Genomic DNA, 25,013 nt, shown 5'->3' on the forward strand with positions numbered 1-25,013 from the left:
AAAAAACCTGCGAACCCTACAATTTAAAACTGCTCGTCCGCACCCAGGTAACGCCATTGCCCTTCCGGCAAATTCCCCAGCTTCACGCCGCCAATCCGCACTCGTTTCAACCCCAGCACCTTAAGCCCGACCATATCGCACATGCGGCGAATCTGGCGCTTTTTGCCTTCACGCAAGGTAAAACTCAGCTGGTCTTCGTTTTGCCATTTGACGATGGCCGGCTTGAGCTTTTTACCGTCGAGCGTCAGACCGTGATTGAGGCGACGCAACTCAGCATCGGGCAACTTGTCACCCTTGGTATAGCGCACCCGCACCAGGTATTCCTTATCGACGCTGGTTTCTTCGCCGATCAGATGCTTGGCGATGCGGCCATCCTGGGTCAGCACCAGCAAGCCGACTGAATCGATATCGAGGCGGCCGGCCGGCACCAGGCTGCGCAGCTGGGTCGGGTGGAACAAGGTGGGCGAACGGTCTTCGCTCCAGCGATTGGCTTCCTTGATCAGTGCTACCGCCGGTTGATAACCGTCTTCAGCCTGGCCGCTGACGTAGCCGACCGGTTTGTTGATCAGGATGGTGACGCGTTTCGATTGCTCGGCCGCGGCCTGGCGTTCTACGCTGATGCGCTGGCTCGGCAGCACTTTACTGCCGAGTTCCGATACGACGATGCCGTCAACCCGGACCCAGCCGCGAGCTATCCATTCGTCGGCCTCGCGGCGCGAGCATAGCCCGAGTTCTGACATGCGTTTGGAAAGGCGTAATGGTTCGGTCATGGAGTGCAAAAAATAAGAAAAATATAAAAAACAAAACTGCAGGGCAGACTGGGTAGGTAACTGGATGCGTAGCTAGATGTATGTAACTTATTATGCAACTAGATATGCAACGCATCCAGCAAATCGGTTTCAAGCTGGATCTGCAAGCGCGCGTGATTAAGCGCATTGCCGTCGACCAGGAACACGTCTTCGACCCGCTCGCCAAGCGTCATGATCTTGGCAGTATGCAAATTGATCTTGTGCCTGGCAAGGACGCTGGCAACCGAAAACAGCAGCCCGGTGCGGTCGTTGGCAGTAATCGACAACAGGTAATACTGGCCGCGCTCGTCCGGGCGCAGATCGACCGTCGGCGTCACCGGGAAGGTGCGCGACAGGCGCGACAGGCGGCCTTTGGATGGCGCAGGCAGGGGCGCGTCTGCTTGCAGCAGCAGGGTCAGTTCATGCTCGATCAGATTAATGATGTCGCGATAATGCTTGGCAAACAACGGTGCGCTGATCAGGAAAGAGTCCAGCGCGTAGCCGTGCCGGGTAGTCTGGATCTTGGCGTCCAGGATGCTGAAATTCTTGCTGTCGAAATAGCTGCAGATGCGGATGAACAGGTCGCTCCGGTCCTTGGTGTAGACCGCAACCTGCAAACCTTCGCCGATCGGCGCCAGACGGCATTTGACGATCGGCACGGCGCTGTCTGCCTGGTTGTAGAAGGAACGGGTTTGCCAGGCAATGTCGGAGGCGTCGTGGCGCAAGAAATAGGCAACGTCGAGTTGCTGCCAAAAATGTTCATGGGCATCCTGCGCCAAACCGTACAGACGCAAGGTTTTCAAGGCTTCTTCCTGGCGATTCTTCAATTCGCGATCGGCCGACGGCGTTTCGCCGCCGAGTACCCGCAACGTCATGCGGTACAAGTCTTCCAGCAACTTGCCTTTCCAGGCGTTCCACACCTTGGGACTGGTGCCGCGTATGTCGGCCACGGTCAGCAAATACAGTGCGGTCAGGTGCCGTTCATCCTTGACGGTATTGGCAAAGTTGAGAATTACTTCAGGGTCCGATAAATCCTGCTTTTGCGCCACTTGCGACATGGTCAGGTGATGCTCGACCAGGAACACCACCAGCGCTGTATCTTCCGTCGACAAGCCATGGTGCTGGCAGAAATGCAGGGCGTCGGTCATGCCCAGTTTGGAGTGATCGCCGCCGCGGCCCTTGGCGATGTCGTGGAACAAGGCCGCCACATACAACAACCAGGGGCGCGGGAAATTGGCGATCAGCTGGCTGCAAAACGGGTATTCATGCGCATGTTCGCTCATCGTGAAACGCCGCACGTTGCGCACCACCATCATGATGTGCTGGTCCACCGTGTAGACATGAAACAGGTCGTGCTGCATCTGGCCGACGATGCGCCGGAAATTAGGCAGGTAACGGCCCAGGATACTGGTGTCGTTCATGCCGCGCAGTGCGTGGGTAATCCCTTGCGGCGCCTGGATGATCTGGATGAACAGCGAGCGATTCACAGGATCGCGGCGAAAACTGTTGTCGATCTTGACGCGCGCATGCCACAGGGCACGCCGGGTGCGCGCGGTCATGTCTTTCAGCTCGCTATGCTGGGCCAGCAACAGGAACACTTCCAGCATCGCCGACGGCGCGGTTTTAAACAGATTGTCGTGGGCGATGTCGATCAGGCCGTTAAGCTGGTTGAAACGGTCGTTGATGCGTTGCGGCACCATCGGCTGCGGAAACAACTGTACTTCAATGTTCTGCAACAGGATGGTGTTGAGCTGGGTCACTGCCTTGGCAGCCCAGTAATAGCGTTGCATCAGGTATTCGCTGGCGCGGCGGGTTTCCGTAGTCTCGAAACCCAGCGATTCGGCGATCGGGGTCTGGACATCGAACACCAGGCGATCTTCGCGGCGATTGGTGTAGATGTGGAGGCGAATCCGGATATCCTTGAAAGCGCGTTCCTGGCGCGACAGCTGCCGTGCTTCGGCGGCAGTGATCAAGCCATGCTTGGCCAGCTTCGGCCACGATTCGCCAAGGCCGGCGGCTTTCGCCACCCACAGGATTACTTGCAGATCGCGCAAGCCGCCCGGGCTTTCCTTGCAGTTCGGTTCCAGGCTGTACGGCGTATCTTCATACTTGACGTGGCGCTGGCGCATTTCCAGGATTTTTTCCTGGAAAAAGGCGCACGGATCCATGGCCGCGCTGCAGCGTTCCTGCAGTTGCGCAAACAGCGGCGGATTGCCGCTCACCAGCCGCGCTTCCAGCAAGCTGGTCTGGACCGTGATGTCGATAGCGGCTTCACTCAGGCATTCGTCTACGGTGCGGATGCTGTGGCCGATTTCGAGGCCGATATCCCAGAACAGCTGTACCAGCTGTTCCAGTCTGGCCCGCAATTCGGCGTCAGGGCTGGCATCCAGCAATATCAGGACGTCAACGTCAGAATGCGGAAATAACTCACCGCGGCCATAACCGCCAACCGCTACCAGTGCCGCGCTGGGCGGCATTTCCAGCATTTGCCAGGCGTGCGTCAGAGCGATGTCGACACTGCGCCGTAACGCCGTTAACAACTCGCCGGGTTTGCCGTCTGCCAGGAAGGTAGAGATGATGGTTTGCCGCTCGGTCCTAAGCTGATTTTTGAGAGTCGCGGCAAGGGTCGTCATGTCTTCGTGGGCTTAGGCGGCGGTTGCTTGTTGGATAAAGGCGGGCGGCGGCGGCGTACCTGCGGATTGGGTCAGTATCTCGTAGCCGGTTTCGGTGACCAGCACGGTGTGTTCCCACTGTGCCGACAGGCTGCGATCCTTGGTCCTGATGGTCCAGCCGTCGCCCATTTCGCGAATGTCGCGGCGGCCGGCGTTGATCATCGGCTCGACCGTGAAAATCATGCCGGCCTCGAGTCGTTCCAGGGTGCCGGGACGGCCATAGTGCAATACCTGCGGCTCTTCGTGGAATACCTTGCCGATGCCGTGGCCGCAGAATTCGCGAACTACGCTGTAGCCGGCTTTTTCAGCGTGTTGCTGGATCACGTAGCCGATATCGCCCAGATGCGCGCCCGGTTTGATCTTGGCAATGCCCAGCCACATGCACTCATAGGTGATGTCGCCCAGGCGTTTGGCCATGATCGATGGTTCGCCGACGTAGAACATGCGGCTGGTGTCGCCGTGATAGCCGTTCTTGATCACGGTGATGTCCAGATTCACGACGTCGCCGTTTTTCAGTACCTTGTCGCCCGGGATGCCGTGGCAGATGACGTCATTGACCGACGTGCAGATGGCTTTCGGATAAGGCGTATAGCCAGGCGGGCAATAATTCAGGGGAGCAGGGATGGTATCTTGCACATTTGTCATGTATTCGTGGCACAGGCGATCCAGCTCGCCGGTGGTGACGCCGACTTTGACAAAGGGCGTGATGTAATCGAGCACTTCCGAAGCAAGCTTGCCGGCAACGCGCATGCCGGCAATGTCTTCAGCAGTTTTTATAGAAATAGAGGTCATAAGATAGGGAAATCGAGAAGATTCGGTGAATTCTTTAGCAAAAGGCGCAGCAAATGGTGCAAAAGCGGGTGCAAAAACGCCTGGATTAAGTCAGGAGACGATTATAAACGACGCCAACAAGATGCGCTTAAAGATATGCCTCGCGGCGCTTGAAGAAGTCCGGGGTTTTAGGGTACAATCTTCGGTTAGCTCGAATTGCTATGGGCTATATCGTTGTTTGAGTAGTTATAAATTTTGTTTTAAAAGCGCGAATCCACTCGAAAAGGGTGCTGTTTTTGTCAGTGTGTAACACGGCAACTACGGTGACTGAGCGGGTTCCAGACCTAACCCTGGAGAAAATTATGTCGTCAGTAACAATGCGTGAAATGCTGGAAGCCGGTGTCCATTTCGGTCACCAAACTCGTTTCTGGAACCCAAAGATGGCGCCGTTCATCTTCGGTCACCGCAACAAAATTCATATCGTCAACCTGGAAAAGACCCTGGGCATGTACCAGGAGGCGATGAAGTACATCCGCCAATTGTCATCCAACCGTGGCAACATCCTGTTTGTCGGCACCAAGCGTCAAGCACGCGAAATCGTTGCTGCTGAAGCGGCACGTTCGGGTTCGCCTTTCGTTGACCAACGCTGGTTGGGCGGCATGCTGACCAACTTCAAGACCATCAAGACATCGATCAAGCGCCTGAAAGAAATGGAAGCTGCGATTGAAGACGGTTCGTTTGAGAAGCTGAGCAAAAAAGAAGGCCTGATGTTCCAGCGTGAACTGATCAAGCTGCAAAAAGCTATCGGCGGCATCAAGGACATGGGCGGCATTCCTGACGCAATTTTCGTGATCGACGTCGGCTACCACAAGGGCGCAATCACTGAAGCTGCCAAGCTGGGCATCCCGGTTATCGGCGTGGTTGATACCAACCACTCGCCAGACGGCGTGACTTACGTTATCCCTGGTAACGATGACTCGTCCAAGGCAATCGCCCTGTACGCTCGCGGCGTTGCCGATGCGATCCTGGAAGGTCGTGCCAATGCAGTGAACGACGTGGTCGAGGCTATCAAAGGCGCGGCAGGCGACGAATTCGTTGAAGTTAACGATCAGGCTTAAGCCCTGAATCTGAGGTCTTATACTTCAGAATAAAAAGGGGCCGTGGTTGCCCCTTTTTTTGTATCACTTGCTTATTTTTTACCTGAATATATTTTGAATGATGATGCTGGAAACGCTGATGATTGGGCGCACTGCACAGCGGTGGCAGGTCAGCAAAAACAGCATCAACTGAGCTAGGAGAATAGTATGGCGGCAATTACAGCAGCACTGGTAGGCGAACTGCGCGCAAAGACTGATGCGCCTATGATGGAATGCAAAAAAGCGTTGACCGAAGCTGGCGGCGACATGGACAAAGCAGAAGAAATTCTGCGCGTAAAACTGGGTGGCAAGGCTTCCAAGGCTGCTTCCCGTGTTACAGCTGAAGGCGTAGTCGCAGCTTATATCGCCGGCGGCGTTGGCGCCCTGGTGGAAGTTAACTGCGAAACCGACTTCGTCACCAAGAACGACGATTTCCTGGGCCTGGCAAATGCTTGCGCCAAGCTGGTAGCAGAAAACAATCCTGCCGACGTGGCTGCCTTGTCGGCTCTGCCACTCGACGGTAGCACTGTCGAAGCAACCCGCGCTGCCTTGATCGGCCGCATCGGCGAAAACATGTCGATTCGTCGTTTCACACGTTTTGATACTACTGCCAAGCTGGTTTCCTACCTGCACGGCACACGTATCGGCGTGATGGTTGAATTCGACGGTGCTGACGAACAAGTCGGTAAAGACGTAGCCATGCACATCGCTGCGATGAAGCCGGTATCGTTGTCTTCAGACCAGGTGCCAGCAGAGTTGATCGAAAAAGAGCGTTCGGTGGCAACATTGAAGGCGGCTGAATCCGGCAAGCCGGCAGACATCGCAGCCAAGATGATTGAAGGTTCGGTACAGAAATTCCTGAAGGAAGTTTCCCTGCTGAACCAGACTTTCGTCAAGAACGACAAGCAAACTGTTGAACAAATGCTGAAGGCAACTAATACCAGCGTTAAATCGTTCACCATGTTTGTAGTCGGTGAAGGCATCGAGAAGAAACAAGATGACTTCGCTGCAGAAGTTGCAGCGACAGTTGCTGCGGCCAAGCAGGCGTAAGCAAGAAAACGGGCCGAGAGGCCCGTTTTTTTGGCTCTGAGGAATTTTCTTCACGGGCCGAAGACTAAGGAATGCCTTGTTGAATCCTCGCCCCGTATCCAGGAGCGAGGGAAGTCGCAGGAATCGGCGCCGATCGTTCTAAATCGCGCTGATAGTGGATTTTGCTGCGGTTTGGCCTGACAATGGCGCTGCAGTCCAGGCATTGACCAATACAAATGTGAATCAATCGGAAAGCCACAAGGGGCCCAGACCATGACAAAACCAGCTTATAAGCGTGTTCTCCTGAAACTCTCCGGTGAGGCCCTGATGGGCGATGACGCCTATGGCATCAATCGTGTGACGATCGATCGTATGGTTGCCGATGTCGCCGAAGTGGCCGAATTGGGTGTTGAACTGGCGATCGTGATCGGCGGCGGTAATATTTTCCGCGGCGTAGCGCCGGGTGCCCAGGGTATGGATCGCGCCACTGCCGATTATATGGGAATGCTGGCAACGGTGATGAATTCGCTGGCGCTGGCAGATGCCATGCGGCAAAAAGGCCTCACGGCCCGTGTCATGTCGGCAATCAGCATCGAACAGGTAGTTGAGCCGTATGTGCGGCCTAAAGCCCTGCAATATCTGGAAGAAGATAAAATTGTCATCTTTGCAGCAGGTACCGGTAATCCGTTTTTTACCACTGATACCGCAGCGGCATTGCGCGGTTCGGAAATCGGCGCTGAAATCGTCCTGAAGGCGACCAAGGTCGACGGCGTGTATAGCGCAGATCCAAATAAGGATCCAACGGCAACGCGTTATTCGCACATCACTTTCGATGAGGCGATCACCAAGCATCTGCAAGTCATGGATGCCACCGCGTTTGCCCTGTGCCGTGACCAGAAACTGCCGATCAAGGTATTCTCCATCGTCAAGCCGGGCGCGCTGAAGCGGGTCATCATGGGTGAGGACGAAGGTACTTTGGTGCACGTTTAAATTGTTTGTGTAATTTGCAATATTCATGCAAATAAGTTACGTAAGTAAGTTACGCGAATGTTTTACACAAATAAGTAGTCAATTTTCAAAGTTTCGTTTTAAAGTTTTCGAATAGGAGAGCAGCATGAGTATTGCTGAAGTTAAAAAGAACACCGAATTAAGAATGCAAAAGTCGCTTGAGACTTTGCGTGCCGATCTGGCGAAAGTACGTACCGGCCGCGCCCACACCGGGATTCTCGATCACGTCACGGTCGAGTACTACGGTAGCCCGACCAATCTGAGCCAGGTTGCCAATGTGACGCTGATCGATGCGCGTACTATCGGTGTGCAGCCATTTGAAAAGAAAATGATCGCAGTGGTCGAGAAGGCCATCCGTGAAGCCGATCTGGGCCTCAACCCGTCGACCCAAGGCGAAATGATCCGCGTGCCGACACCGCCGCTGACAGAAGAACGTCGCAAGGAAATGGTTAAATTGGTCAAGGGTGAAGCGGAAGATGCAAAAATTGCAATTCGCAATATCCGGCGCGATGCTAACGAAGGCTTGAAGAAACTGGTCAAGGACAAGGAATGTTCGGAAGACGACGAGCGTCGTGCGCAGGACGAAATTCAGAAACTGACCGACAAGGCCGTAGCTGAAATTGACAAGCAAGTGATCGATAAAGAAAAAGAGATTTTGACGGTGTAGTCAGAGCGGGCTGCCGGTCTCCACGCCGGTCTCCACGCTGCTGTCCATTTTCTTACTTCATTATTTATGGCCCATACAAGTTCCACGCAAGCGCTGCCAGCCAGCCCGACAGTGCCACGGCACGTTGCCATTATCATGGACGGCAACGGCCGCTGGGCGACCAGTCGCTTCTTGCCGCGTGTTGCCGGTCACGGCAAGGGCGTCGAGGCAGTGCGCGCTGTAGTCGAAGCTTGTGCCGTGCGCGGCGTCGAATACCTGACGCTGTTCGCTTTCAGTTCTGAAAACTGGCGCCGGCCCGCTGATGAAGTATCGTTGCTGATGCGTTTGTTCATGGTGGCGCTGGAGCGCGAAGTCGGCAAGATGCACGCCAACAGCATCCGTCTGAAAGTAGTCGGCGATTTAAGCCGTTTCGATGCCAAGCTGCAGGCAATGATCGACAACGCCGAGCGTAAAACCGCCGGCAACACTGCCATGACTGTCACCGTCTGCGCCAACTACGGTGGTCGCTGGGATGTGATGCAGGCAGTGCAAAAAATGCTGGCCGCCCGTCGTGCAGCAGGCAATTCCACGCAGGATCCCGACGTTTTTTCAGAAGACGAACTGGCGCAGCACCTGGCCATGGCCTATGCGCCGGAGCCGGATCTGTTTATCCGTACCGGCGGCGAGCAGCGCATTTCCAATTTCCTGTTGTGGCAACTGGCGTATAGCGAGCTGTATTTTACCGATACCTATTGGCCCGATTTCGGCGCCGACGAGCTGGACAAGGCAATTGCCTCTTATCAGCAACGGGAGCGTCGCTTCGGGCGCACCAGCGCGCAACTGCTGGAACAGGCTTCCTGATGCTCAGGACGCGTGTCATCACGGCCTTACTCTTGTTGGCAGTCTTGTTGCCGATTTTGTACCTCAATTATTTCCCTGGATTCGCTGTCGTCTCGACGCTCTTTTTTGCAGCGGCGATCTGGGAAAGCGCCAGGATCTTCGGCGCCTCCGCTAAAGCCGCTCTTGCCTGGGGCCTGGCCGGCCTCGCCTTGTTCACGGCTATCATGGCCTACGGCAGCGGCCCCAATATTCGTTTATTGTTTGTACTGTGCGTGGCAATCTGGTGCCTGCGTTTTGTGCCGTCACTAGGCTTGGGCCTGCCGCCTCTGGCCAGTCTTGGCAACCGGCTGGTTGCCGGTAGTTACGCCATCGCGATTTTTGGCTGTTTCCTGGCGATTGTGGTGTTGTTTCATCACTCTCCCATGTATTTGCTGTCGGTCCTGGTGATTGTCTGGGTAGCTGATATCGGTGCCTATTTTTCCGGCAAAGCCTTCGGTCGCCATAAGCTGGCGCCTTCGATTTCTCCCGGAAAGTCCTGGGAAGGGGCGCTTGGCGGCTGGATCCTGGTATTGCTCATGGCGTTCGGATTCAGCCTGGCGCCGGCGCTGGCGGAGACTTTTCCGATGCGTTTGCTGGCAGCCTGGGGCTGGGCCGGATTACTGGCGGCGATGACCGTGCTGGTGGCTGCCAGTGTGGCCGGCGATCTGTTCGAATCGATGCTGAAGCGGCGGGCCGGCATCAAGGACAGCAGCAATCTGTTGCCTGGCCACGGCGGCGTGCTGGATCGCGTCGATGCGCTGATCCCGGTGCTGCCGCTGGCCGCGTTATTGAGTTTTTGGTTTTAGGTCAGTATGCAAAATATTACTATTCTCGGCTCCACCGGTTCGATCGGCATGTCGACGCTGGATGTGCTAGCGCGCCATCCCGAACGTTATTCGGTGTATGCCCTGACTGCACACACACGCGTTGAACAACTGGCGGAACAATGCCTGCAGTTCAAACCACAGGTGGCGGTGGTCGGCAGCGCGGCGGCGGCCCGGCAACTGAGCGCCTTGTTGCGCGCAAAAGCGCCTGAAATCGAAGTGTTGTATGGCGATGCTGCGCTATGCCAGGTCGCCAGCGCCGAGGCTTGTCATTCTGTGATGGCCGCCATTGTAGGCGCCGCGGGCCTGGCGCCGACGTTGGCCGCTGCCAGGGCCGGGAAAAAAATCCTGCTGGCAAACAAGGAAGCGCTGGTCATGTCCGGCCAGCTGTTCATCGATGCCGTGACGCAGAGTGGCGCCATGTTGTTGCCTATCGATAGCGAGCACAATGCGATTTTCCAGTGTCTGCCGCATGGCTATCAACGCCAGCCGGCCGCGCTCGGCGTCGAGAAAATCCTGCTGACTGCATCTGGCGGCCCGTTTTTGAACAGAGCTGTGGAAACGCTGGAAGCGGTCACGCCGGCAGAAGCGATTGCCCATCCGAACTGGGTCATGGGGCGCAAGATTTCAGTCGATTCGGCTACCATGATGAATAAAGGGCTGGAAGTCATCGAGGCGCATTGGCTGTTCGGCGCCACTGCCAGCCAGATCGAGGTAGTGATCCACCCGCAAAGCGTGATTCACTCCATGGTGTCTTATGTTGACGGCTCGGTCCTGGCGCAGTTGGGTAACCCCGACATGCGCACGCCGATTGCCCATGCGCTGGCCTATCCGGAGCGGATGGCGTCCGGCGTCAGTCCGCTCGATCTGACGGTGATCGGGCAGTTACAATTTTCCCGTCCCGACTTGCAGCGTTTTCCTTGCTTGAAACTCGCGTATGATGCATTGCAAGCCGGCGGTTCTGCCGCAACAATATTGAACGCGGCGAATGAAATAGCTGTCCAAGCTTTTCTAGATGGAAAAATCGGCTTCCGCATGATCGATCAACTGATAGCGCGCACCATGGATATGGTGCCGCTGTGTGCTGTAAGCGATATTGAATTATTGCTTGAGCAGGATCGTCTTGCACGCCAGACGGTACATTCCCTGATTTCCTGATTACAGAGTAACTCTTAGTAACTAATGGCCTTCCTGCAAACAATCCTCGCATTTGTCGTCGCACTTGGCTCTTTGGTCATCATCCATGAGCTGGGCCATTACTGGGTCGCGCGTTTGTGCGGGGTCAAGGTGCTGCGTTTTTCGGTAGGCATGGGGAAGATCGTTTTCTCGCGTCGTTTCGGTCCCGATCAAACCGAGTGGGCCGTTTCCATCCTGCCTCTGGGCGGTTATGTGAAAATGCTCGACGCTCGTGAGCAAGACGTAACCGGTTTATCGCCGCAGGAACTGAAGCGCGAATTCACCAATCAGTCGGTATGGCGGCGCATGGCGATCGTGGCGGCCGGTCCTTTGGCCAACTTTGCCCTTGCCATTTTGTTATTTGCCGGTTTGTACATGTATGGCGAGATGGAGCCGACGCCAAGAGTACGCGCCGTTGCGGAGCAGACCGCGGCCTACCAGGCCGGTTTGCGCGGCGGCGAATTGATTACCGCTGTGAACGGCGAAGCGATCCAGACCTGGTCCGATCTGCGTTGGAAGGTGCTGCAGGGAGTGATCGACAAGACACCGGTCAAACTCGACATCCGCAGGACAAATCCTGGCCCGGCAGGCGACAGTTTGCCGGGCGGCGAACCGGTCGATACGGTCAGTTTGCCGATCGAAGTCCTGGCGGCGAAAGACCTTGAAGGCGATTTTCTCGGCAAGCTAGGCATCAAGCTGGCGCGCCCCAAGCCGATTTTGGGCAAAGTCGTGCCGGATGGCCCTGCCATGCAGGCCGGTTTGCATGAAGGCGACCTGATCACCAGCGTCAATGGCGAGCCGGTAGCCGATGGTGTCGCTTTCATCGATAAGGTGAAGGCATCGCCGGGCAAAGCACTGAGCCTGACGGGTATAAGGAACGGCAATAGCTTCGCGCTGAGCGTGACGCCGCAAGCGCAAGCAGGCAAAGATGGACAAATCGGCCTGATCAAGGTTGAAATGCCCATGATGCCGGAAATGATCCTGTCCAGCAGCCCGCCGCTACAAGCACTTGTCAAAGGGGCAACGAAGACCTGGGATAGCAGCATCTTGACCCTCAAGATGCTGGGAAAAATGGTGATTGGCGAGGTTTCCTGGAAAAATATCACCGGTCCTATTACCATTGCCGACTACGCTGGCCAGACTGCGCGTATCGGCGCATTCAGCTATCTGAGTTTTATCGCCTTCATCAGCATCAGTCTTGGCGTCATGAATTTGCTGCCCATTCCGGTTCTAGACGGTGGCCATTTGCTGTATTATTCGCTGGAAGTTTTGACTGGACGTCCCATTCCCGAGCGAGTTGGTGCAATTGCACAGCGCGCGGGTATCGGTATTTTGATGACGTTGATGATAGTCGCCATGTTTAACGACATCGTTCGGCTCATATTTTAAGTTCCGCTCTCTTGTCTGACAATCGTGGCAGACAAGGACATTGATAAAAAACGATCGCTAATGAAATTACATTCTGAGCACTTCCCTTTGTCGATTCTTCCCCGTCGTTTGATTGCTGCTGCAGCCTTTGCCGTGTGTTCCGGCCAAGCGCTCGCGGTGCAACCGTTTGTGGTCAAGGATATCCGCATTGAAGGTATTCAACGGACCGAGGCAGGCACTGTTTTCAGCTACCTGCCGGTGCGCGTCGGTGAAACCTTCACCGACGAAAAAGGTACCGCGGCGATCAAGGCGCTTTACGCTACCGGTTTCTTCAAGGATGTCCGGGTCGAGTCTGAAGGCGACGTGCTGGTGGTCATGGTTGAAGAGCGGCCGTCGATTGCCGCCGTCGAGTTTTCCGGCATCAAGGAATTCGATAAAGATCAATTGACCAAGGCCCTGAAAGAAATCGGCGTTGGCGAATCGCGCATTTTCGACAAGGCGCAGGTTGACCGCGCTGAGCAGGAATTGAAAAAACAATACCTGTCACGCGGGCTGTATGGCATGAAAGTGACCACTACCGTCACGCCTATCGAACGTAACCGGGTCAATGTGACGTTTGCGGTGGATGAAGGTGAAGTATCCCGCATCAAGGAAATCCGTTTCGTCGGCAACAAGGCATTTTCCGATAGCACCCTGCGCGACCAGATAAAACTGCGTTCGCCGGGCTGGTTTACCTGGTACACCAAGGCTGACCAGTACGCGAAAGAAAAACTCTCGGGCGATATCGAAACCCTGCGTTCGTATTACCTGAATCGCGGTTATATCGAGATGCAGGTAGAGTCGACCCAGGTCTCGATTACGCCGGACAAGAAAGATATCTACATCACCGTCAATATCAATGAAGGTGAAAAATACACAGTTTCCGACATCAAGCTGGAAGGCGAAATGTTTGGCCGCGAGGATGAACTCCGGTCGCTGATTGCACTGAAAAAAGGCGATGTGTTCAACGGCGAAAAGCTCAACAACAGCACCAAGAAGATGTCGGAACGCCTGGGTAACTTCGGTTACGCATTCGCCAACGTCAACGCCAATCCGGAATTGAACCGCGAAAAGAAAGAAGTGGCGTTTACCATTCTGGTCGACCCCGGCAAGCGCGTGTACGTGCGCCATGTCAACGTTGCTGGCAATACCAAGACGCGTGACGAAGTGGTGCGCCGCGAATTCCGTCAGTTCGAAGATTCATGGTACGACGGCTCGAAGATCAAGCTTTCGCGTGACCGGGTTGACCGCCTTGGCTACTTCAAGGACGTGAAGATTGAAACGCCGGAAGTGGCAAACACTTCCGACCAGGTTGACATCAACATGGAAGTCACCGAAAAACCGACCGGTAATATCCAGGTCGGCGCCGGCTTTTCGCAAACCGACAAGCTGAGCTTGTCCGGTTCGATCCAGCAACAGAATGCTTTCGGCAGCGGCAACACCATTGGCCTCGATATCAATACCAGCAGTTACTCGCGGGTGATTGCGCTGTCGCAAACCAATCCGTACTTTACCGATGACGGCATCAGCCGTACCTACGACGTCTACTACCGTACCGTACGGCCGTCGCAGTACACCACCGGTGACTACAAGGTGCGGACCATCGGTAGCGATATCAAGTTCGGTGTGCCGTTCTCGGAACTGGACACCGTATTTTTCGGCGTCGGAATCGAAAACACTAACGTCAAGGCCGACTCGACCAGCCCGCTGCTTTATCAGCAATATGTCACCGACTTCGGTAACGGCCAGCTGGTCAACAGCGGCCTGGGTTATAACGTGCTCGCCAATCCGTCATCGGCAAGCACCAACAGTTTCCCGCTGACGGCAGCCTGGCAGCGCGATAGCCGCGACAGTGCACTGGTGCCGACTACAGGACGTTACCAGCGCGCCACTCTCGAAGTTTCCGCGGTCGGTACCTTGCGCTATTACCGTGCAAGTTATCAGCATCAATACTTCAAGCCGCTGTTCAGCAATGCTGTAACATTGGCCATGAACGGCGAAATCGATTATGGCCGCGGCATGGGCGGCAAGCCTTACCCTGTGTTCAAGAACTACTATGCCGGCGGTATCGGCACCGTACGCGGATTTGAAGGCTCGACACTGGGCGTCGGCACTAACGTCGACCAGTACGGCGATTCGATGGGTGGTGCTTCGCGGGTATTCGGTAACCTGGAAGCGCAATTCCCGTTCCCAGGCTCAGGCACCGACCGTAGCTTGCGCTGGTTTACCTTCCTCGATGCCGGTCAGGTGTATGCCGACAAGGCGCCAATGCAGTTGAGCGAGTTGCGTTATTCTACTGGTATCGGTTTGAGCTGGGTGTCGCCTATCGGTCCTTTGAAGATCAGTTACGGCAAGCCTTTGAACGCGAAGCCGACCGACAAGCAGCAGTCGTTCCAATTCCAGTTAGGCACGGGCTTTTAATTCGTCGGGATGCTGCACAATTGCAGATCCCGGCAAGCGTGGCATAATGCACAAGTTGCATCATTTGAATTGCGGAGAATAGTGTTGAAATCTCTAATAAAATCCTTTACGTTTTTACCATCAGCCGGTTTGATGGCGGTGTGTTTATTGTCGGCGCTGCCGGCGCATGCAGATGAAGGTTCGAAAATCGCCTTCGTCAGCAGTGAGCGTATTTTACGCGAGGCGATTCCCGCCAAGACTGCGCAAACCAAGATCGAAGCCGAGTTTTCCAAGCGCGATAAAGATCTGCAAGACCAGGCTACCCGCTTGAAATCCATGGCAGACAAGCTGGACAAGGATTCAGCCGTGATTTCGGAATCCGAACGGATCAAGCGCCAGCGTGAGTTGAGCGATCTGGACAAGGATTTTCAACGTAAGCAACGTGAGTTCCGCGAAGACCTGAACCAGCGCCGCAACGAAGAACTGGCGATCGTCCTGGAGCGTTCGACCAAGGCGATCAAGCAGATTGCTGAAGCCGAGAAGTACGATATGGTGTTTCAGGAAGGCGGCGTGTATGTTAGCCCGCGTATCGATATCACCGATAAAGTATTGAAAATCCTCAATAAGTAAAACCATTCTGAATTCAGTTCGTTAGGGCCACTATATGACCATTCGGCTAAAAGAACTGGTCGAAAGCTTGGGTGGCCAATTGATCGGTGATGCGGATACCCAGGTATCCGGCATCGCGCCACTGAGCGACGCCAGCGCATCACAGATTACCTTCCTGTCCAATCCCAAGTTTCGCCCCCAGGTGTCGCAAACGCAGGCGGCAGCTATCATTTTGTCTGCCGCGGATGATGCAGTGGTCGGCGCCGACTTTCACGGCGTACGTATCGTTGCAGCCAATCCCTATGCCTATTTTGCCCGGGCGGCGCAATTCTTTGCCGTAAAAAATGCGATTCCCGTGGTTCCTGGCATTCATCCCGCAGCCAATGTCGATCCTGCCGCCCACATTGCAGAGACCGCCTATATCGGCGCGAATGCAGTTATCGGTGCTGGCGCTTCGATCGGCGAGCACGTCCGGATCGGCGCCGGGTGCGTGATAGGCCGGGATGTCAGCATTGGTGCAGAAAGTTGTCTGTATCCCAATGTCATCATTTATGACGCTTGTCAGATTGGCCAGCGCGCCATCATCCATTCCGGCGTTGTGATCGGCGCCGATGGTTTCGGTTTTGCCAATGACGGCGGAACCTGGGTCAAAATTCCTCAGACCGGCCGGGTACTGATCGGCGACGACGTTGAAATCGGCGCCAATACCACCATCGACCGTGGCGCTTTGGCCGATACCGTGATTGAAGAGGGCGTCAAGTTGGACAATCAAATCCAGATCGCCCATAACTGCCATATCGGCGCGCATACTGCGATTGCGGCCTGCGCCGGCATTGCAGGAAGTGCCAGGATCGGCAAATATTGCTCGATAGGCGGCGCTGCCATGATCCATGGCCACATTACCATCGTCGATCATGTGCATGTATCAGCAGGTACGCTGGCGTTGCGCTCGATCTCCGAGCCGGGCCAATACACTGGCTTTTATCCGATTGCCAAACATGGCGATTGGGAAAAATCTGCCGCTTTGGTACGCAATCTGAATACAATGCGTGAGAAAATCCGGTCTCTGGAAAAATCCGTCAAACAATTGTCGCAACAGTCTACCCAAGAAGATAATGAATAGTCCAAACCAAACGCTAGATATCAATCAGATCAAAACCTACCTGCCGCATCGTTATCCGCTGTTGCTGGTTGATCGCGTATTGAATTGGGAAAGTGGCAAGTCGATCACGGCGATCAAGAATGTCACGATCAATGAAGAGTTTTTCAACGGCCATTTCCCCAACAAGCCGGTAATGCCAGGCGTCCTGACCATCGAGGCGTTGGCGCAAACCGCCGCTTTGCTGTCGTTCCTGACCGAAGGCCGCAAGCCGGATGAAAATACCGTGGTGTATTTCCTCGGCATCGATAAAGCCCGTTTCCGCCGCCCGGTCGAACCTGGCGACCAGATCAAGCTGCAGGTCGAGATCGTACGCGTAGTGCGCGGCATCTGGAAATACAAGGCAGTCGCCAGCGTCGATGGCGAAATGGCCGTGGAAGCCGAATTCATGTGCACCATGCGGAGTGCTGTCAGTCCTGGCGCAGCACCGTCTGTCGTGGATGCCACCCCGTCAGAGTGATCCGATGACGCGCATTCACCCTACCGCAGTCATCGATCCTAAGGCAGCCCTCGACAGTACCGTGGAAGTCGGCGCTTATGCGGTGATCGGCCCGCACGTCGCCATTGGCGCCGGCAGCAAGATCGGGCCGCACGCCGTGATCGAAGGCCACACCACGATCGGCCGCGATAATGCGATTTTCCAGTTCGGTTCGATTGGCGCCGCGCCGCAAGACAAGAAATATGCGGGCGAACCAACCCGGCTGGAGATTGGCGACCGCAACACCATCCGCGAGTTTGTTACGCTCAATCTCGGCACCGTGCAGGATGGCGGCGTCACCCGCATCGGCGACGATAACTGGGTGATGGCCTACGTCCACGTGGCGCATGATTGTCAAATTGGCAGCAACACCACCATCGCCAACAACGCAACGCTGGCCGGACACGTACATATAGGCGACTGGGTGTTGCTCGGCGGCTTTACCACCGTGCACCAGTTTTGCCGTATCGGCGCCCATGCGATGACAGCGTTCACCGCCGCCGTCAGCCAGGATGTGCCACCATTCGTGACGGCCGCCGGCAACCGCGCCGAGCCCGCAGGAATCAATAGCGAAGGCCTTCGTCGGCGTGGTTTCAGCAGCGAGCAGATCATGACGATCAAGCGTGCTTACCGGATCATTTATCGGTCCGGCCTGGCGCTGGAAGACGCCATGGCCGCGTTGGCGCAGGAAGAACTGAAAGTGCCTGACTCCGCTGCCTATCTGAAGCTGATGCGCGATTTCATCGCGACCTCTTCGCGTGGCATCATCCGCTAACGTGGCGGATATGACGGACAACAATTCCAATATAGCAATCGCTATGGTCGCCGGAGAAAGCTCCGGCGACCTGCTTGCCAGCCGCCTGTTATCCGGCTTGCGGCCGCACCTGCCTGATGCGCCCATGTACGGCATCGGCGGCGCCAAGATGGCTGAGTATGGTTTTGTCAGCGGCTGGCCGATGGAAAAGCTGTCGGTCCACGGTTTTTTCGAAGCGCTAGCCAATTATCGCGAGATCAAAGGCATCCAGATTGCACTGCGCGATCGGCTGCTGGTTGAAAAGCCGAGTGTGTTTATCGGCGTCGACGCCCCTGATTTCAATTTCGGCCTGGAAGCGCAGTTGCGCGAGGCCGGCATTCCGACCGTGCATTTTATCGGCCCTTCAATCTGGGCCTGGCGCGGCGGCCGTATCAAGAAGATCAAACGTGCGGCATCGCATATGCTGGTCATCTTCCCGTTTGAAGAAGATATCTATCGCAAAGCCGGGATTCCTGTAACTTATGTCGGCCATCCGCTGGCGCAAGTAATCCCGATGGAGCCGGATGTTGCCGCGGCGCGCAGCGCGCTTGGATTGCCTGCGACTGGCAGGGTGGTGGCGATCTTGCCCGGTAGCCGCATGGGCGAACTGAAGTACAACACGATCGCCTTTGTGCAAGCCGCAAAGATACTGGCGCAGCGCGATCCCGGCATGCGCTTCGTGGCGCCGATGGCGGGAGAGAAACAGCGCAAATTCTTTAGCGAATTGGTAGCCGAGGCCGGTTTGCAGGATCTGCCGATCCAGCTGCTGGACGGCCAGTCGCACACCGCAATGGCGGCTGCCGACGGCGTGCTGGTTGCTTCCGGAACCGCATCGCTGGAAGTCGCGTTGTACAAGAAGCCGATGGTGATCGCCTACAAGATGATGCGCGCCAGCTGGGAAATCATGCGCCACATGAGCTACCAGCCATGGATAGGCTTGCCGAATATCCTGGCGCGTGAATTCCTGGTGCCGGAGCTTTTGCAGCACAATGCAACGCCGCAAGCGTTGGCGGATGCGCTCTGGACGCAACTGGAAGATCCCGCCCGCCAGGCTATGCTGCGGCAGCGCTTTACCGAAATGCACCATACTTTGCTGCGCGATACCGCCGGCGAAAGTGCGCAAGCCGTATTGCAAGTCATCGAGCAAAATCGCAAACAACATCAGCGCTGATTTACAGCTTATCTTGTCTCACCATTTTCCAAGCAGCCGTGACCATGTCTGATTCCAATTTTTCTCTTTTTAACTACGACGGCGAAATTATCTGTGGCGTCGATGAAGCCGGCCGCGGGCCGCTGGCCGGCCCGGTCTTTGCCGCAGCCGTGATACTCGATCCGGAAAAGCCGATCAGCGGCTTGCGCGACTCCAAGAAGCTGACCGCCGAACGGCGCGAAGCGCTGGCTGAGCAAATCAAAGCCAATGCGCTGGCGTGGGCCATCGCCGAATGTTCCGAAGCTGAAATCGACACCCTGAATATTTTGCAGGCAACCATGCTGGCAATGCGGCGTGCGGTGGAAGGGCTGGCCATGTTGCCGACGCTGGCGCTGATTGACGGCAACCGGTGTCCGCAACTCAGCATCCGTTCCGAAGCCATCATCAAGGGCGACGACAAGGTGCAAGCCATTTCGGCGGCGTCGATTCTGGCCAAGACGGCGCGCGACGCCGCGCTACAAGTATTGCACGCAGAATATCCGCATTACGCATTCGATCAGCACAAAGGCTATCCGACTGCATTGCACATGGAACGCCTGCGCCTGCATGGCGTGTCGCCGGTGCATCGCAAATCGTATGCGCCGGTGCGGGCTTTGCTGGCAGCGAGTACCGACGGAGCAATAAAATGAAAAGCATCACCTCGTCAGCCAATCCTTTGTACAAGGAATTGAAGCATCTTGCGACCAACGCCCATGCGCGGCGCAAGGCGGGCCGCACCTTGCTGGACGGGATTCACCTGACCGAGTCGTATTTGCAGCATGGCGGCAAGCCGGTATTGTGCGTCGCCAGCGAAACCGCGCTGACGCATGCCGAGGCCGCCGCAGTGATCCGCCAGTGCCAGGCCGATGCGGTGCAATGCATCGCACTGCCGGATGGCCAATACCAGGCATTAAGTCAGGTTGAACATGGTGTCGGTCTGATGTTCGTGATTGAAACCCCGAAAACGGCCGTGCCGTCAGTGTTGACGCAATCCGCCGTGCTGCTCGATAACTTGCAGGATCCTGGCAATCTCGGCTCGATCTTGCGCAGCGCCGCCGCTGCCGGCATCAAGCAGATATATTGTTCGGAAGGTAGCGCATCGGCGTGGTCGCCCAAAGTCCTGCGGGCCGGGATGGGCGCCCATTTCATACTGGACATTTTTGAAGGCGCCGATCTGGCCGCGTTGATGGCGACGACACAGATACCGGTGCTTGCCACCAGTTCCTATGCAACGCAAAGTATCTATCAGGCTGATTTGAGTGGCCCGCTGGCGTGGCTGTTCGGCCATGAAGGCCAGGGCGTCGCGGAAGACCTGCTGCGGCTGGCCAGCCAGCAAGTCGTGATTCCGCATCGCGGACAGATGGAGTCACTGAATGCTGCCGCTGCGGCGGCTGTATGTATTTTTGAACAGTTGCGTCAGTCGCAAGCAAAATGAGTGCACACGTGGGCAAAAAACCTTGCCCACGCGGTACCTAGAAAGTCCGTATATCCGGCTTGATATCCTGCAAAATCGTTGCAGCGATTTCTTCAATCGATTTGGTAGTCGACGACATCCAGCGAATCCCTTCGCGCCGCATGATCTTTTCCGCTTCATTCACCTCATAACGGCAATTTGCCAGCGCCGCATATTTGCTGCCCGGCCGACGCTCATTGCGGATTTCCGACAAACGGTCGGCAGCAATCGTCAGCCCGAAAATTTTCTGCTTGAACGGCAACAGCCCGCTCGGCAATTTGTCGCGCTCGAAATCTTCCGGAATCAACGGGTAGTTGGCCGCTTTGACACCGAACTGCATCGCCAGGTAAAGACTGGTCGGGGTCTTGCCCGAACGCGATACGCCGACCAGGATGACGTCGGCATCGGCCAGGTTCTTGTGCGACTGGCCATCATCATGCGCCAGTGAAAAGTTGATCGCTTCGATCCGGTTCTTGTATTCGTCGGTGTTAGCCGTGTTATGGCTGCGGCCGATAGTGTGGGTGGATTTAACCCCCAGTTCCTTTTCCAGCGGTTCGACAAAAGTCTGGATCAGGTCCATGTGCATCGCTTTGGCGTGCTGGATGACTTTTGACAAGTCGGCTTTGACTAGTGTCGAAAAAACAATTGGCAATTTGCCGTCAGCTACAAAAGCTTCGTTGATCTTGCGGGTTGCGTCGTATGCCTTGTCCAGGGTATCGATAAAGGGCAGGCGTACTTGTTTGAAACGCAACTCGAACTGCGTCAGTACCGAATGGCCGAAAGTCTCGGCGGTAATGCCGGTGCCGTCGGAAACAAAGAATACCGTGCGATTCGCAGGGACAAGTTGGGCAGGAGCAGCATCTAGCATAGTGTTATCAAAAAAATAAAATAAGAGAAGCGAAATGCGTTGTGGCGTCAAGGCACGCGACAAGAACCACGCCGGCGCCCATGCGGTGCCCATAGCGGTGCAGAAACTTTTAACAGAGCGCCGACTCTAGCAAAGAGTGTTGCTTGCTGCCGGCTTGTTTCCGAATATGCCTTTTAACCTTAAATTGGCATAAAATGGCTGCCAACTGAATATTTAAAGCTACCTGACGAAGAATAACAAAAAGCAAAGGGCGGCGAAGGCAATTGTGAAGATTTCTTATCATCAAACTAGAGGTTGTTATGTCCAATGCAATACAGATGGGTGCTACCCAGGGGGCGGCTTACGTCATCTCCTTTGAAAATCTGCGAATGACGGATGTCGATTCCGTCGGCGGCAAAAATGCATCACTGGGTGAAATGATCAGCCAGCTGGCCGGCGCCGGAGTACGGGTGCCGGGTGGCTTTGCTACAACTGCGCAGGCGTTTCGCGACTTCCTGTCGCACAGCGCCGATGGCGGCCCGGCCCTGGCCGACCGGATTGCCGATCGTCTGGCGACCCTGAACGTTGAAGATGTACGGGCACTGGCGCAAGCCGGCGCCGAGATCCGTCAATGGATAGTGGAAACACCGTTCCAGCCGCGTCTGGAGCAGGAAATCCACGCCTTCTACAAGCGCCTGGTTGAAGATTCTTCCAGCGAGATGTCGTTCGCCGTGCGTTCCTCGGCAACGGCGGAAGATTTGCCGGATGCGTCATTCGCCGGCCAGCAGGAAACTTTCCTCAACGTAGTCGGCATCGACAACGTGCTGGAAGCGATGAAACACGTGTTTGCATCGTTGTATAACGATCGCGCTATCTCTTATCGCGTGCACAAAGGCTTTACCCACGCCGAAGTCGCGTTGTCGGCCGGCGTCCAGCGCATGGTCCGTTCCGATCTCGGCGCCGCCGGCGTCATGTTCACCCTGGATACCGAATCCGGCTTCAAGGATGTGGTCTTCATCACCTCCAGCTACGGCCTCGGCGAAACAGTGGTGCAGGGCGCGGTCAATCCGGACGAATTCTATGTCCACAAGCCGATGCTGGAACAAGGCAAGCTGCCGATCATCCGCCGCAATATCGGCTCCAAGCTGATCAAGATGGAATTCACCGGCGAAGCCAAGGCTGGCCGTTCGGTCAAGACTGTCGACGTCCCTATCGAGCTGCGTAACCGCTATTCGCTGAACGATACCGAAATCGTCGAGCTGGCCAAGTACGCCACCATCATCGAAAAGCACTACGAGCGCCCGATGGATATCGAGTGGGGCAAAGACGGCCGCGACGGCAAGCTGTACATTTTGCAAGCGCGTCCGGAAACTGTTAAGTCGCAAGAAAAATCGACCGACGCCCAGCAACGTTTCAAACTCAAAGGCATCGGCAATGTGTTGACCCATGGCCGTGCCATCGGTCAGAAAATCGGCGCCGGCCGGGTCCGCGTGATTCATGACGCTTCTGAAATGGAAAGAGTGCAGCCGGGCGACGTGCTGGTAGCCGACATGACCGACCCTAACTGGGAACCGGTGATGAAACGCGCTTCGGCGATCGTCACCAACCGTGGCGGCCGTACCTGCCACGCTGCGATCATTGCGCGCGAACTGGGCGTGCCGGCGGTAGTCGGTTGCGGCGATGCCACCGATGTCCTGAAAGACGGCACGCTGGTGACTGTATCCTGCGCCGAAGGCGACGAAGGCAAGATTTACGACGGCCTGCTGGAAACTGAAGTCACCGAAGTGGCGCGTGGCGAACTGCCTGCGCTGCCGTTGAAGATCATGATGAACGTCGGTAACCCGCAACTGGCATTCGATTTCCAGTCGATTCCAAATGGCGGCGTCGGTCTGGCGCGTCTGGAATTCATCATCAACAACAACATCGGCGTGCACCCGCGTGCGATCCTGGAATACCCGAACATCGATGCCGACCTGAAGAAGGCAGTGGAATCGGTGGCCCGTGGCCATGCGTCGCCAAAGGCTTTCTATGTCGACAAACTGGCTGAAGGTATCGCCACCATCGCCGCCGCATTCTGGCCGAAAAAAGTGATCGTGCGCTTGTCCGACTTCAAGTCGAACGAGTACAAGAAGCTGATCGGCGGTTCGCGTTACGAGCCGGACGAAGAAAATCCGATGCTGGGCTTCCGTGGCGCCGCCCGTTATCTGGCGAGCGACTTTGCCGAAGCATTCGAAATGGAATGCCAGGCGATGAAGCGCGTGCGTAACGACATGGGCTTGACCAACGTCGAGATCATGGTGCCATTCGTGCGGACCCTGGGCCAGGCAGAGAAGGTCATCGGCCTGCTCGGCAAGAACGGCCTGGTGCGCGGCGAAAACGATTTGCGCGTCATCATGATGTGCGAAGTGCCTTCGAACGCCATCCTGGCTGAGCAATTCCTGGAATTTTTCGATGGCTTCTCGATCGGTTCCAACGATCTGACCCAGTTGACCCTGGGCCTGGACCGCGACTCAGGCATGGAGTTGCTGGCTGCCGATTTCGACGAGCGCGATCCGGCGATCCTGGCCCTGCTGGAGAAAGTTATTGCGACTTGTATCGCCAAGGGCAAGTACGTCGGCATTTGCGGCCAGGGCCCATCGGACCATCCGGACTTTGCCGAATGGTTGATGAAGCAAGGTATCGAATCGATTTCACTGAATCCTGATTCGGTGATCGATACCTGGCAGAAGCTGGCGGCTGCACAGTAATCTGCCGATAATCCGGCGATGCTGCGGCATTCAAAAATCCTCCCCCGTTTGTAACCAGGGGGAGGATTTTTTTATTTGAGAGGTTGGATCAAAGCTATGCCTAACGTAATCGCTATACTCGTTCGCGCGACTTTCGGGCTTGCTATTGCAAGCATGACCTCGCCCGGCCACGCGCATGCCATCGCAGGCAACCGAATCTTTCCAGCCACCATGGCTGTCGACGACCCTGGCGTCGGCGACGAACTGGATTTTCAGTTCGGCCACATCAGGACAGCTAACGACGACGGTGACACCGCCAGCGTGAATACCTGGTCGGCCAACTATTCCAAAACCGTCACGCCGAACCTGGCGTTCAGCATCGGCGACAATTACGCCACCCAGCGCGTCACCGGCAATCCTGCTGTCAAAGGTTTCGATAATATCGGACTCGGCATCAAGTATCTGGTGTACGTTAATCCGGTGCACGAATTCATGCTATCGGTCGGTATCAATGGCGCTGTCGGCGGCACCGGCAGCAAGGCCATCGGCAGCAGCTATTCGACCTATACACCGACGGTCTATGCAGGCAAAGGCTTTGGCGATCTGCCGGATGCGTTGGGCTGGCTCAAGCCGTTTGCAATTACCGGCACGGTTGGCCAGCAATACGCAAGCGACAGCAGTGTTTCGAATGCCCTGAACTGGGGCATGACGTTACAATACAGCTTGTCGTACTTGCAATCGTTCGTCAAAAACGTCGGGTTGTCGAAGCCATTCTCAAATCTGATTCCGGTGGTGGAGCTAGCGATGAGCACCTGCACCAGCGGCAGTTGTTCAGGCCGGACTACGGGTACTATCAACCCTGGGATCATTTGGGAATCGCGTACCGCTCAGATCGGACTGGAAATGCAAATCCCCGCCAATCGCGCCAGTGGGCGCGGCATAGGCGTGTTGCTGCAAACTCACTTCTTCTTCGACGATATTTTCCCGAAATCCATCGGGAAACCAATTTTTTAAAAAGTACTT

At 55.8% G+C, this 25,013-nt stretch carries 22 protein-coding genes; 18 read left to right on the plus strand and 4 right to left on the minus strand.

Annotated elements, in window-relative coordinates:
- Nucleotides 1-23 precede the first annotated feature (23 nt).
- The 3 genes from BM205_RS21235 to map all read right to left on the minus strand — a co-directional run bounded on the left by BM205_RS21235 (nucleotide 24) and on the right by map (nucleotide 4,252).
- Nucleotides 24-770 carry a pseudouridine synthase gene (locus BM205_RS21235; RefSeq protein WP_092416862.1) on the minus strand — a complete coding sequence of 249 codons (747 nt, stop codon included), beginning with the start codon at nucleotides 768-770 and terminating at the stop codon, nucleotides 24-26.
- 98 nt (nucleotides 771-868) lie between these two features.
- On the minus strand, nucleotides 869-3,421 hold the full coding sequence (locus BM205_RS21240) for a [protein-PII] uridylyltransferase (protein ID WP_092416863.1): 2,553 nt from the start codon (nucleotides 3,419-3,421) through the stop codon (nucleotides 869-871).
- Between the two features lie 12 nt (nucleotides 3,422-3,433).
- A complete protein-coding gene (map, locus tag BM205_RS21245; RefSeq protein ID WP_092416864.1) occupies nucleotides 3,434-4,252 on the minus strand; it encodes a type I methionyl aminopeptidase in 819 nt (272 codons plus the stop codon).
- Between the two features lie 341 nt (nucleotides 4,253-4,593).
- Here map and rpsB point away from each other — a divergent pair, with 341 nt between their 5' ends.
- The 16 genes from rpsB (at nucleotide 4,594) to BM205_RS21325 (ending at nucleotide 20,399) form a co-directional block, all read left to right on the plus strand.
- Nucleotides 4,594-5,349, plus strand: a complete 756-nt coding sequence (rpsB, locus tag BM205_RS21250; protein WP_092416865.1) for a 30S ribosomal protein S2 — start codon at nucleotides 4,594-4,596, stop codon at nucleotides 5,347-5,349.
- A 186-nt stretch (nucleotides 5,350-5,535) separates the two neighbouring features.
- Nucleotides 5,536-6,417, plus strand: coding sequence for a translation elongation factor Ts (gene tsf, locus BM205_RS21255; RefSeq protein WP_092416866.1), 882 nt, complete (start codon nucleotides 5,536-5,538; stop codon nucleotides 6,415-6,417).
- A gap of 252 nt (nucleotides 6,418-6,669) precedes the next feature.
- Nucleotides 6,670-7,386, plus strand: coding sequence for a UMP kinase (pyrH, locus tag BM205_RS21260; RefSeq protein WP_092416867.1), 717 nt, complete (start codon nucleotides 6,670-6,672; stop codon nucleotides 7,384-7,386).
- Nucleotides 7,387-7,510: 124 nt separating this feature from the next.
- Entirely contained in the window at nucleotides 7,511-8,071 is a 561-nt protein-coding gene (gene frr, locus BM205_RS21265) for a ribosome recycling factor (RefSeq protein WP_092416868.1), read from the plus strand.
- A 66-nt stretch (nucleotides 8,072-8,137) separates the two neighbouring features.
- Entirely contained in the window at nucleotides 8,138-8,911 is a 774-nt protein-coding gene (gene uppS / locus BM205_RS21270; protein WP_092416869.1) for a polyprenyl diphosphate synthase, read from the plus strand.
- Nucleotides 8,911-9,735, plus strand: coding sequence for a phosphatidate cytidylyltransferase (locus BM205_RS21275; protein WP_092416870.1), 825 nt, complete (start codon nucleotides 8,911-8,913; stop codon nucleotides 9,733-9,735). The genes uppS and BM205_RS21275 overlap by 1 nt, the downstream gene beginning before the upstream one ends.
- 6 nt (nucleotides 9,736-9,741) lie before the next feature.
- Nucleotides 9,742-10,911, plus strand: a complete 1,170-nt coding sequence (gene ispC, locus BM205_RS21280; RefSeq protein WP_092416871.1) for a 1-deoxy-D-xylulose-5-phosphate reductoisomerase — start codon at nucleotides 9,742-9,744, stop codon at nucleotides 10,909-10,911.
- Between the two features lie 24 nt (nucleotides 10,912-10,935).
- A complete protein-coding gene (rseP, locus tag BM205_RS21285) occupies nucleotides 10,936-12,318 on the plus strand; it encodes an RIP metalloprotease RseP (protein ID WP_092416872.1) in 1,383 nt (460 codons plus the stop codon).
- Between the two features lie 60 nt (nucleotides 12,319-12,378).
- Nucleotides 12,379-14,757, plus strand: coding sequence for an outer membrane protein assembly factor BamA (bamA, locus tag BM205_RS21290; protein WP_092416873.1), 2,379 nt, complete (start codon nucleotides 12,379-12,381; stop codon nucleotides 14,755-14,757).
- Nucleotides 14,758-14,889: 132 nt separating this feature from the next.
- Nucleotides 14,890-15,366 carry an OmpH/Skp family outer membrane protein gene (locus tag BM205_RS21295; protein WP_244545101.1) on the plus strand — a complete coding sequence of 159 codons (477 nt, stop codon included), beginning with the start codon at nucleotides 14,890-14,892 and terminating at the stop codon, nucleotides 15,364-15,366.
- Nucleotides 15,367-15,400: 34 nt separating this feature from the next.
- Entirely contained in the window at nucleotides 15,401-16,468 is a 1,068-nt protein-coding gene (gene lpxD, locus BM205_RS21300) for a UDP-3-O-(3-hydroxymyristoyl)glucosamine N-acyltransferase (RefSeq protein WP_092416875.1), read from the plus strand.
- A complete protein-coding gene (gene fabZ, locus BM205_RS21305) occupies nucleotides 16,461-16,964 on the plus strand; it encodes a 3-hydroxyacyl-ACP dehydratase FabZ (RefSeq protein ID WP_092416876.1) in 504 nt (167 codons plus the stop codon). Before lpxD ends, fabZ begins: the two co-directional genes overlap by 8 nt.
- 4 nt (nucleotides 16,965-16,968) lie before the next feature.
- Nucleotides 16,969-17,757: an acyl-ACP--UDP-N-acetylglucosamine O-acyltransferase gene (gene lpxA / locus BM205_RS21310; protein ID WP_092416877.1), complete on the plus strand. Its 789-nt coding sequence runs from the start codon at nucleotides 16,969-16,971 to the stop codon at nucleotides 17,755-17,757.
- A 10-nt stretch (nucleotides 17,758-17,767) separates the two neighbouring features.
- Nucleotides 17,768-18,946 carry a lipid-A-disaccharide synthase gene (gene lpxB / locus BM205_RS21315; protein WP_092416878.1) on the plus strand — a complete coding sequence of 393 codons (1,179 nt, stop codon included), beginning with the start codon at nucleotides 17,768-17,770 and terminating at the stop codon, nucleotides 18,944-18,946.
- 44 nt (nucleotides 18,947-18,990) lie between these two features.
- Nucleotides 18,991-19,614: a ribonuclease HII gene (gene rnhB, locus BM205_RS21320; protein WP_092416879.1), complete on the plus strand. Its 624-nt coding sequence runs from the start codon at nucleotides 18,991-18,993 to the stop codon at nucleotides 19,612-19,614.
- Nucleotides 19,611-20,399, plus strand: a complete 789-nt coding sequence (locus tag BM205_RS21325) for a TrmH family RNA methyltransferase (protein WP_092416880.1) — start codon at nucleotides 19,611-19,613, stop codon at nucleotides 20,397-20,399. Before rnhB ends, BM205_RS21325 begins: the two co-directional genes overlap by 4 nt.
- Nucleotides 20,400-20,436: 37 nt before the next feature.
- On the opposite strand, the gene BM205_RS21330 is transcribed toward BM205_RS21325, so the two are convergent.
- A complete protein-coding gene (locus BM205_RS21330) occupies nucleotides 20,437-21,285 on the minus strand; it encodes a posphoenolpyruvate synthetase regulatory kinase/phosphorylase PpsR (RefSeq protein ID WP_092416910.1) in 849 nt (282 codons plus the stop codon).
- A gap of 368 nt (nucleotides 21,286-21,653) precedes the next feature.
- On the opposite strand from BM205_RS21330, the gene ppsA reads away from it, so the two are divergent.
- The gene (gene ppsA, locus BM205_RS21335; protein ID WP_244545100.1) at nucleotides 21,654-24,011 is read left to right on the plus strand and encodes a phosphoenolpyruvate synthase; all 2,358 of its coding nucleotides are present in this window, start codon (nucleotides 21,654-21,656) and stop codon (nucleotides 24,009-24,011) included.
- Nucleotides 24,012-24,107: 96 nt separating this feature from the next.
- The gene (locus BM205_RS21340) at nucleotides 24,108-25,004 is read left to right on the plus strand and encodes a hypothetical protein (protein ID WP_092416882.1); all 897 of its coding nucleotides are present in this window, start codon (nucleotides 24,108-24,110) and stop codon (nucleotides 25,002-25,004) included.
- The last annotated feature ends 9 nt before the right edge of the window (nucleotides 25,005-25,013 follow it).

Origin of the sequence: Collimonas sp. OK307 (genome assembly GCF_900113705.1) — a bacterium.
In the GTDB taxonomy this organism is placed as follows: domain Bacteria; phylum Pseudomonadota; class Gammaproteobacteria; order Burkholderiales; family Burkholderiaceae_D; genus Collimonas.

Coding starts and splice junctions, on each gene's coding strand:
- lpxA (WP_092416877.1), top strand. CDS start 16,969: ATGACGCGCATTCACCCTACCGCAGTCATCGATCCTAAGGCAGCCCTC.
- ppsA (WP_244545100.1), top strand. CDS start 21,654: ATGACGGATGTCGATTCCGTCGGCGGCAAAAATGCATCACTGGGTGAA.
- BM205_RS21325 (WP_092416880.1), top strand. CDS start 19,611: ATGAAAAGCATCACCTCGTCAGCCAATCCTTTGTACAAGGAATTGAAG.
- rnhB (WP_092416879.1), top strand. CDS start 18,991: ATGTCTGATTCCAATTTTTCTCTTTTTAACTACGACGGCGAAATTATC.
- BM205_RS21275 (WP_092416870.1), top strand. CDS start 8,911: ATGCTCAGGACGCGTGTCATCACGGCCTTACTCTTGTTGGCAGTCTTG.
- BM205_RS21295 (WP_244545101.1), top strand. CDS start 14,890: ATGGCGGTGTGTTTATTGTCGGCGCTGCCGGCGCATGCAGATGAAGGT.
- uppS (WP_092416869.1), top strand. CDS start 8,138: ATGGCCCATACAAGTTCCACGCAAGCGCTGCCAGCCAGCCCGACAGTG.
- fabZ (WP_092416876.1), top strand. CDS start 16,461: ATGAATAGTCCAAACCAAACGCTAGATATCAATCAGATCAAAACCTAC.
- pyrH (WP_092416867.1), top strand. CDS start 6,670: ATGACAAAACCAGCTTATAAGCGTGTTCTCCTGAAACTCTCCGGTGAG.
- lpxB (WP_092416878.1), top strand. CDS start 17,768: ATGACGGACAACAATTCCAATATAGCAATCGCTATGGTCGCCGGAGAA.
- lpxD (WP_092416875.1), top strand. CDS start 15,401: ATGACCATTCGGCTAAAAGAACTGGTCGAAAGCTTGGGTGGCCAATTG.
- tsf (WP_092416866.1), top strand. CDS start 5,536: ATGGCGGCAATTACAGCAGCACTGGTAGGCGAACTGCGCGCAAAGACT.
- rseP (WP_092416872.1), top strand. CDS start 10,936: ATGGCCTTCCTGCAAACAATCCTCGCATTTGTCGTCGCACTTGGCTCT.
- ispC (WP_092416871.1), top strand. CDS start 9,742: ATGCAAAATATTACTATTCTCGGCTCCACCGGTTCGATCGGCATGTCG.
- BM205_RS21235 (WP_092416862.1), bottom strand. CDS start 770: ATGACCGAACCATTACGCCTTTCCAAACGCATGTCAGAACTCGGGCTA.
- frr (WP_092416868.1), top strand. CDS start 7,511: ATGAGTATTGCTGAAGTTAAAAAGAACACCGAATTAAGAATGCAAAAG.
- map (WP_092416864.1), bottom strand. CDS start 4,252: ATGACCTCTATTTCTATAAAAACTGCTGAAGACATTGCCGGCATGCGC.
- BM205_RS21330 (WP_092416910.1), bottom strand. CDS start 21,285: ATGCTAGATGCTGCTCCTGCCCAACTTGTCCCTGCGAATCGCACGGTA.
- bamA (WP_092416873.1), top strand. CDS start 12,379: ATGAAATTACATTCTGAGCACTTCCCTTTGTCGATTCTTCCCCGTCGT.
- BM205_RS21340 (WP_092416882.1), top strand. CDS start 24,108: ATGCCTAACGTAATCGCTATACTCGTTCGCGCGACTTTCGGGCTTGCT.
- BM205_RS21240 (WP_092416863.1), bottom strand. CDS start 3,421: ATGACGACCCTTGCCGCGACTCTCAAAAATCAGCTTAGGACCGAGCGG.
- rpsB (WP_092416865.1), top strand. CDS start 4,594: ATGTCGTCAGTAACAATGCGTGAAATGCTGGAAGCCGGTGTCCATTTC.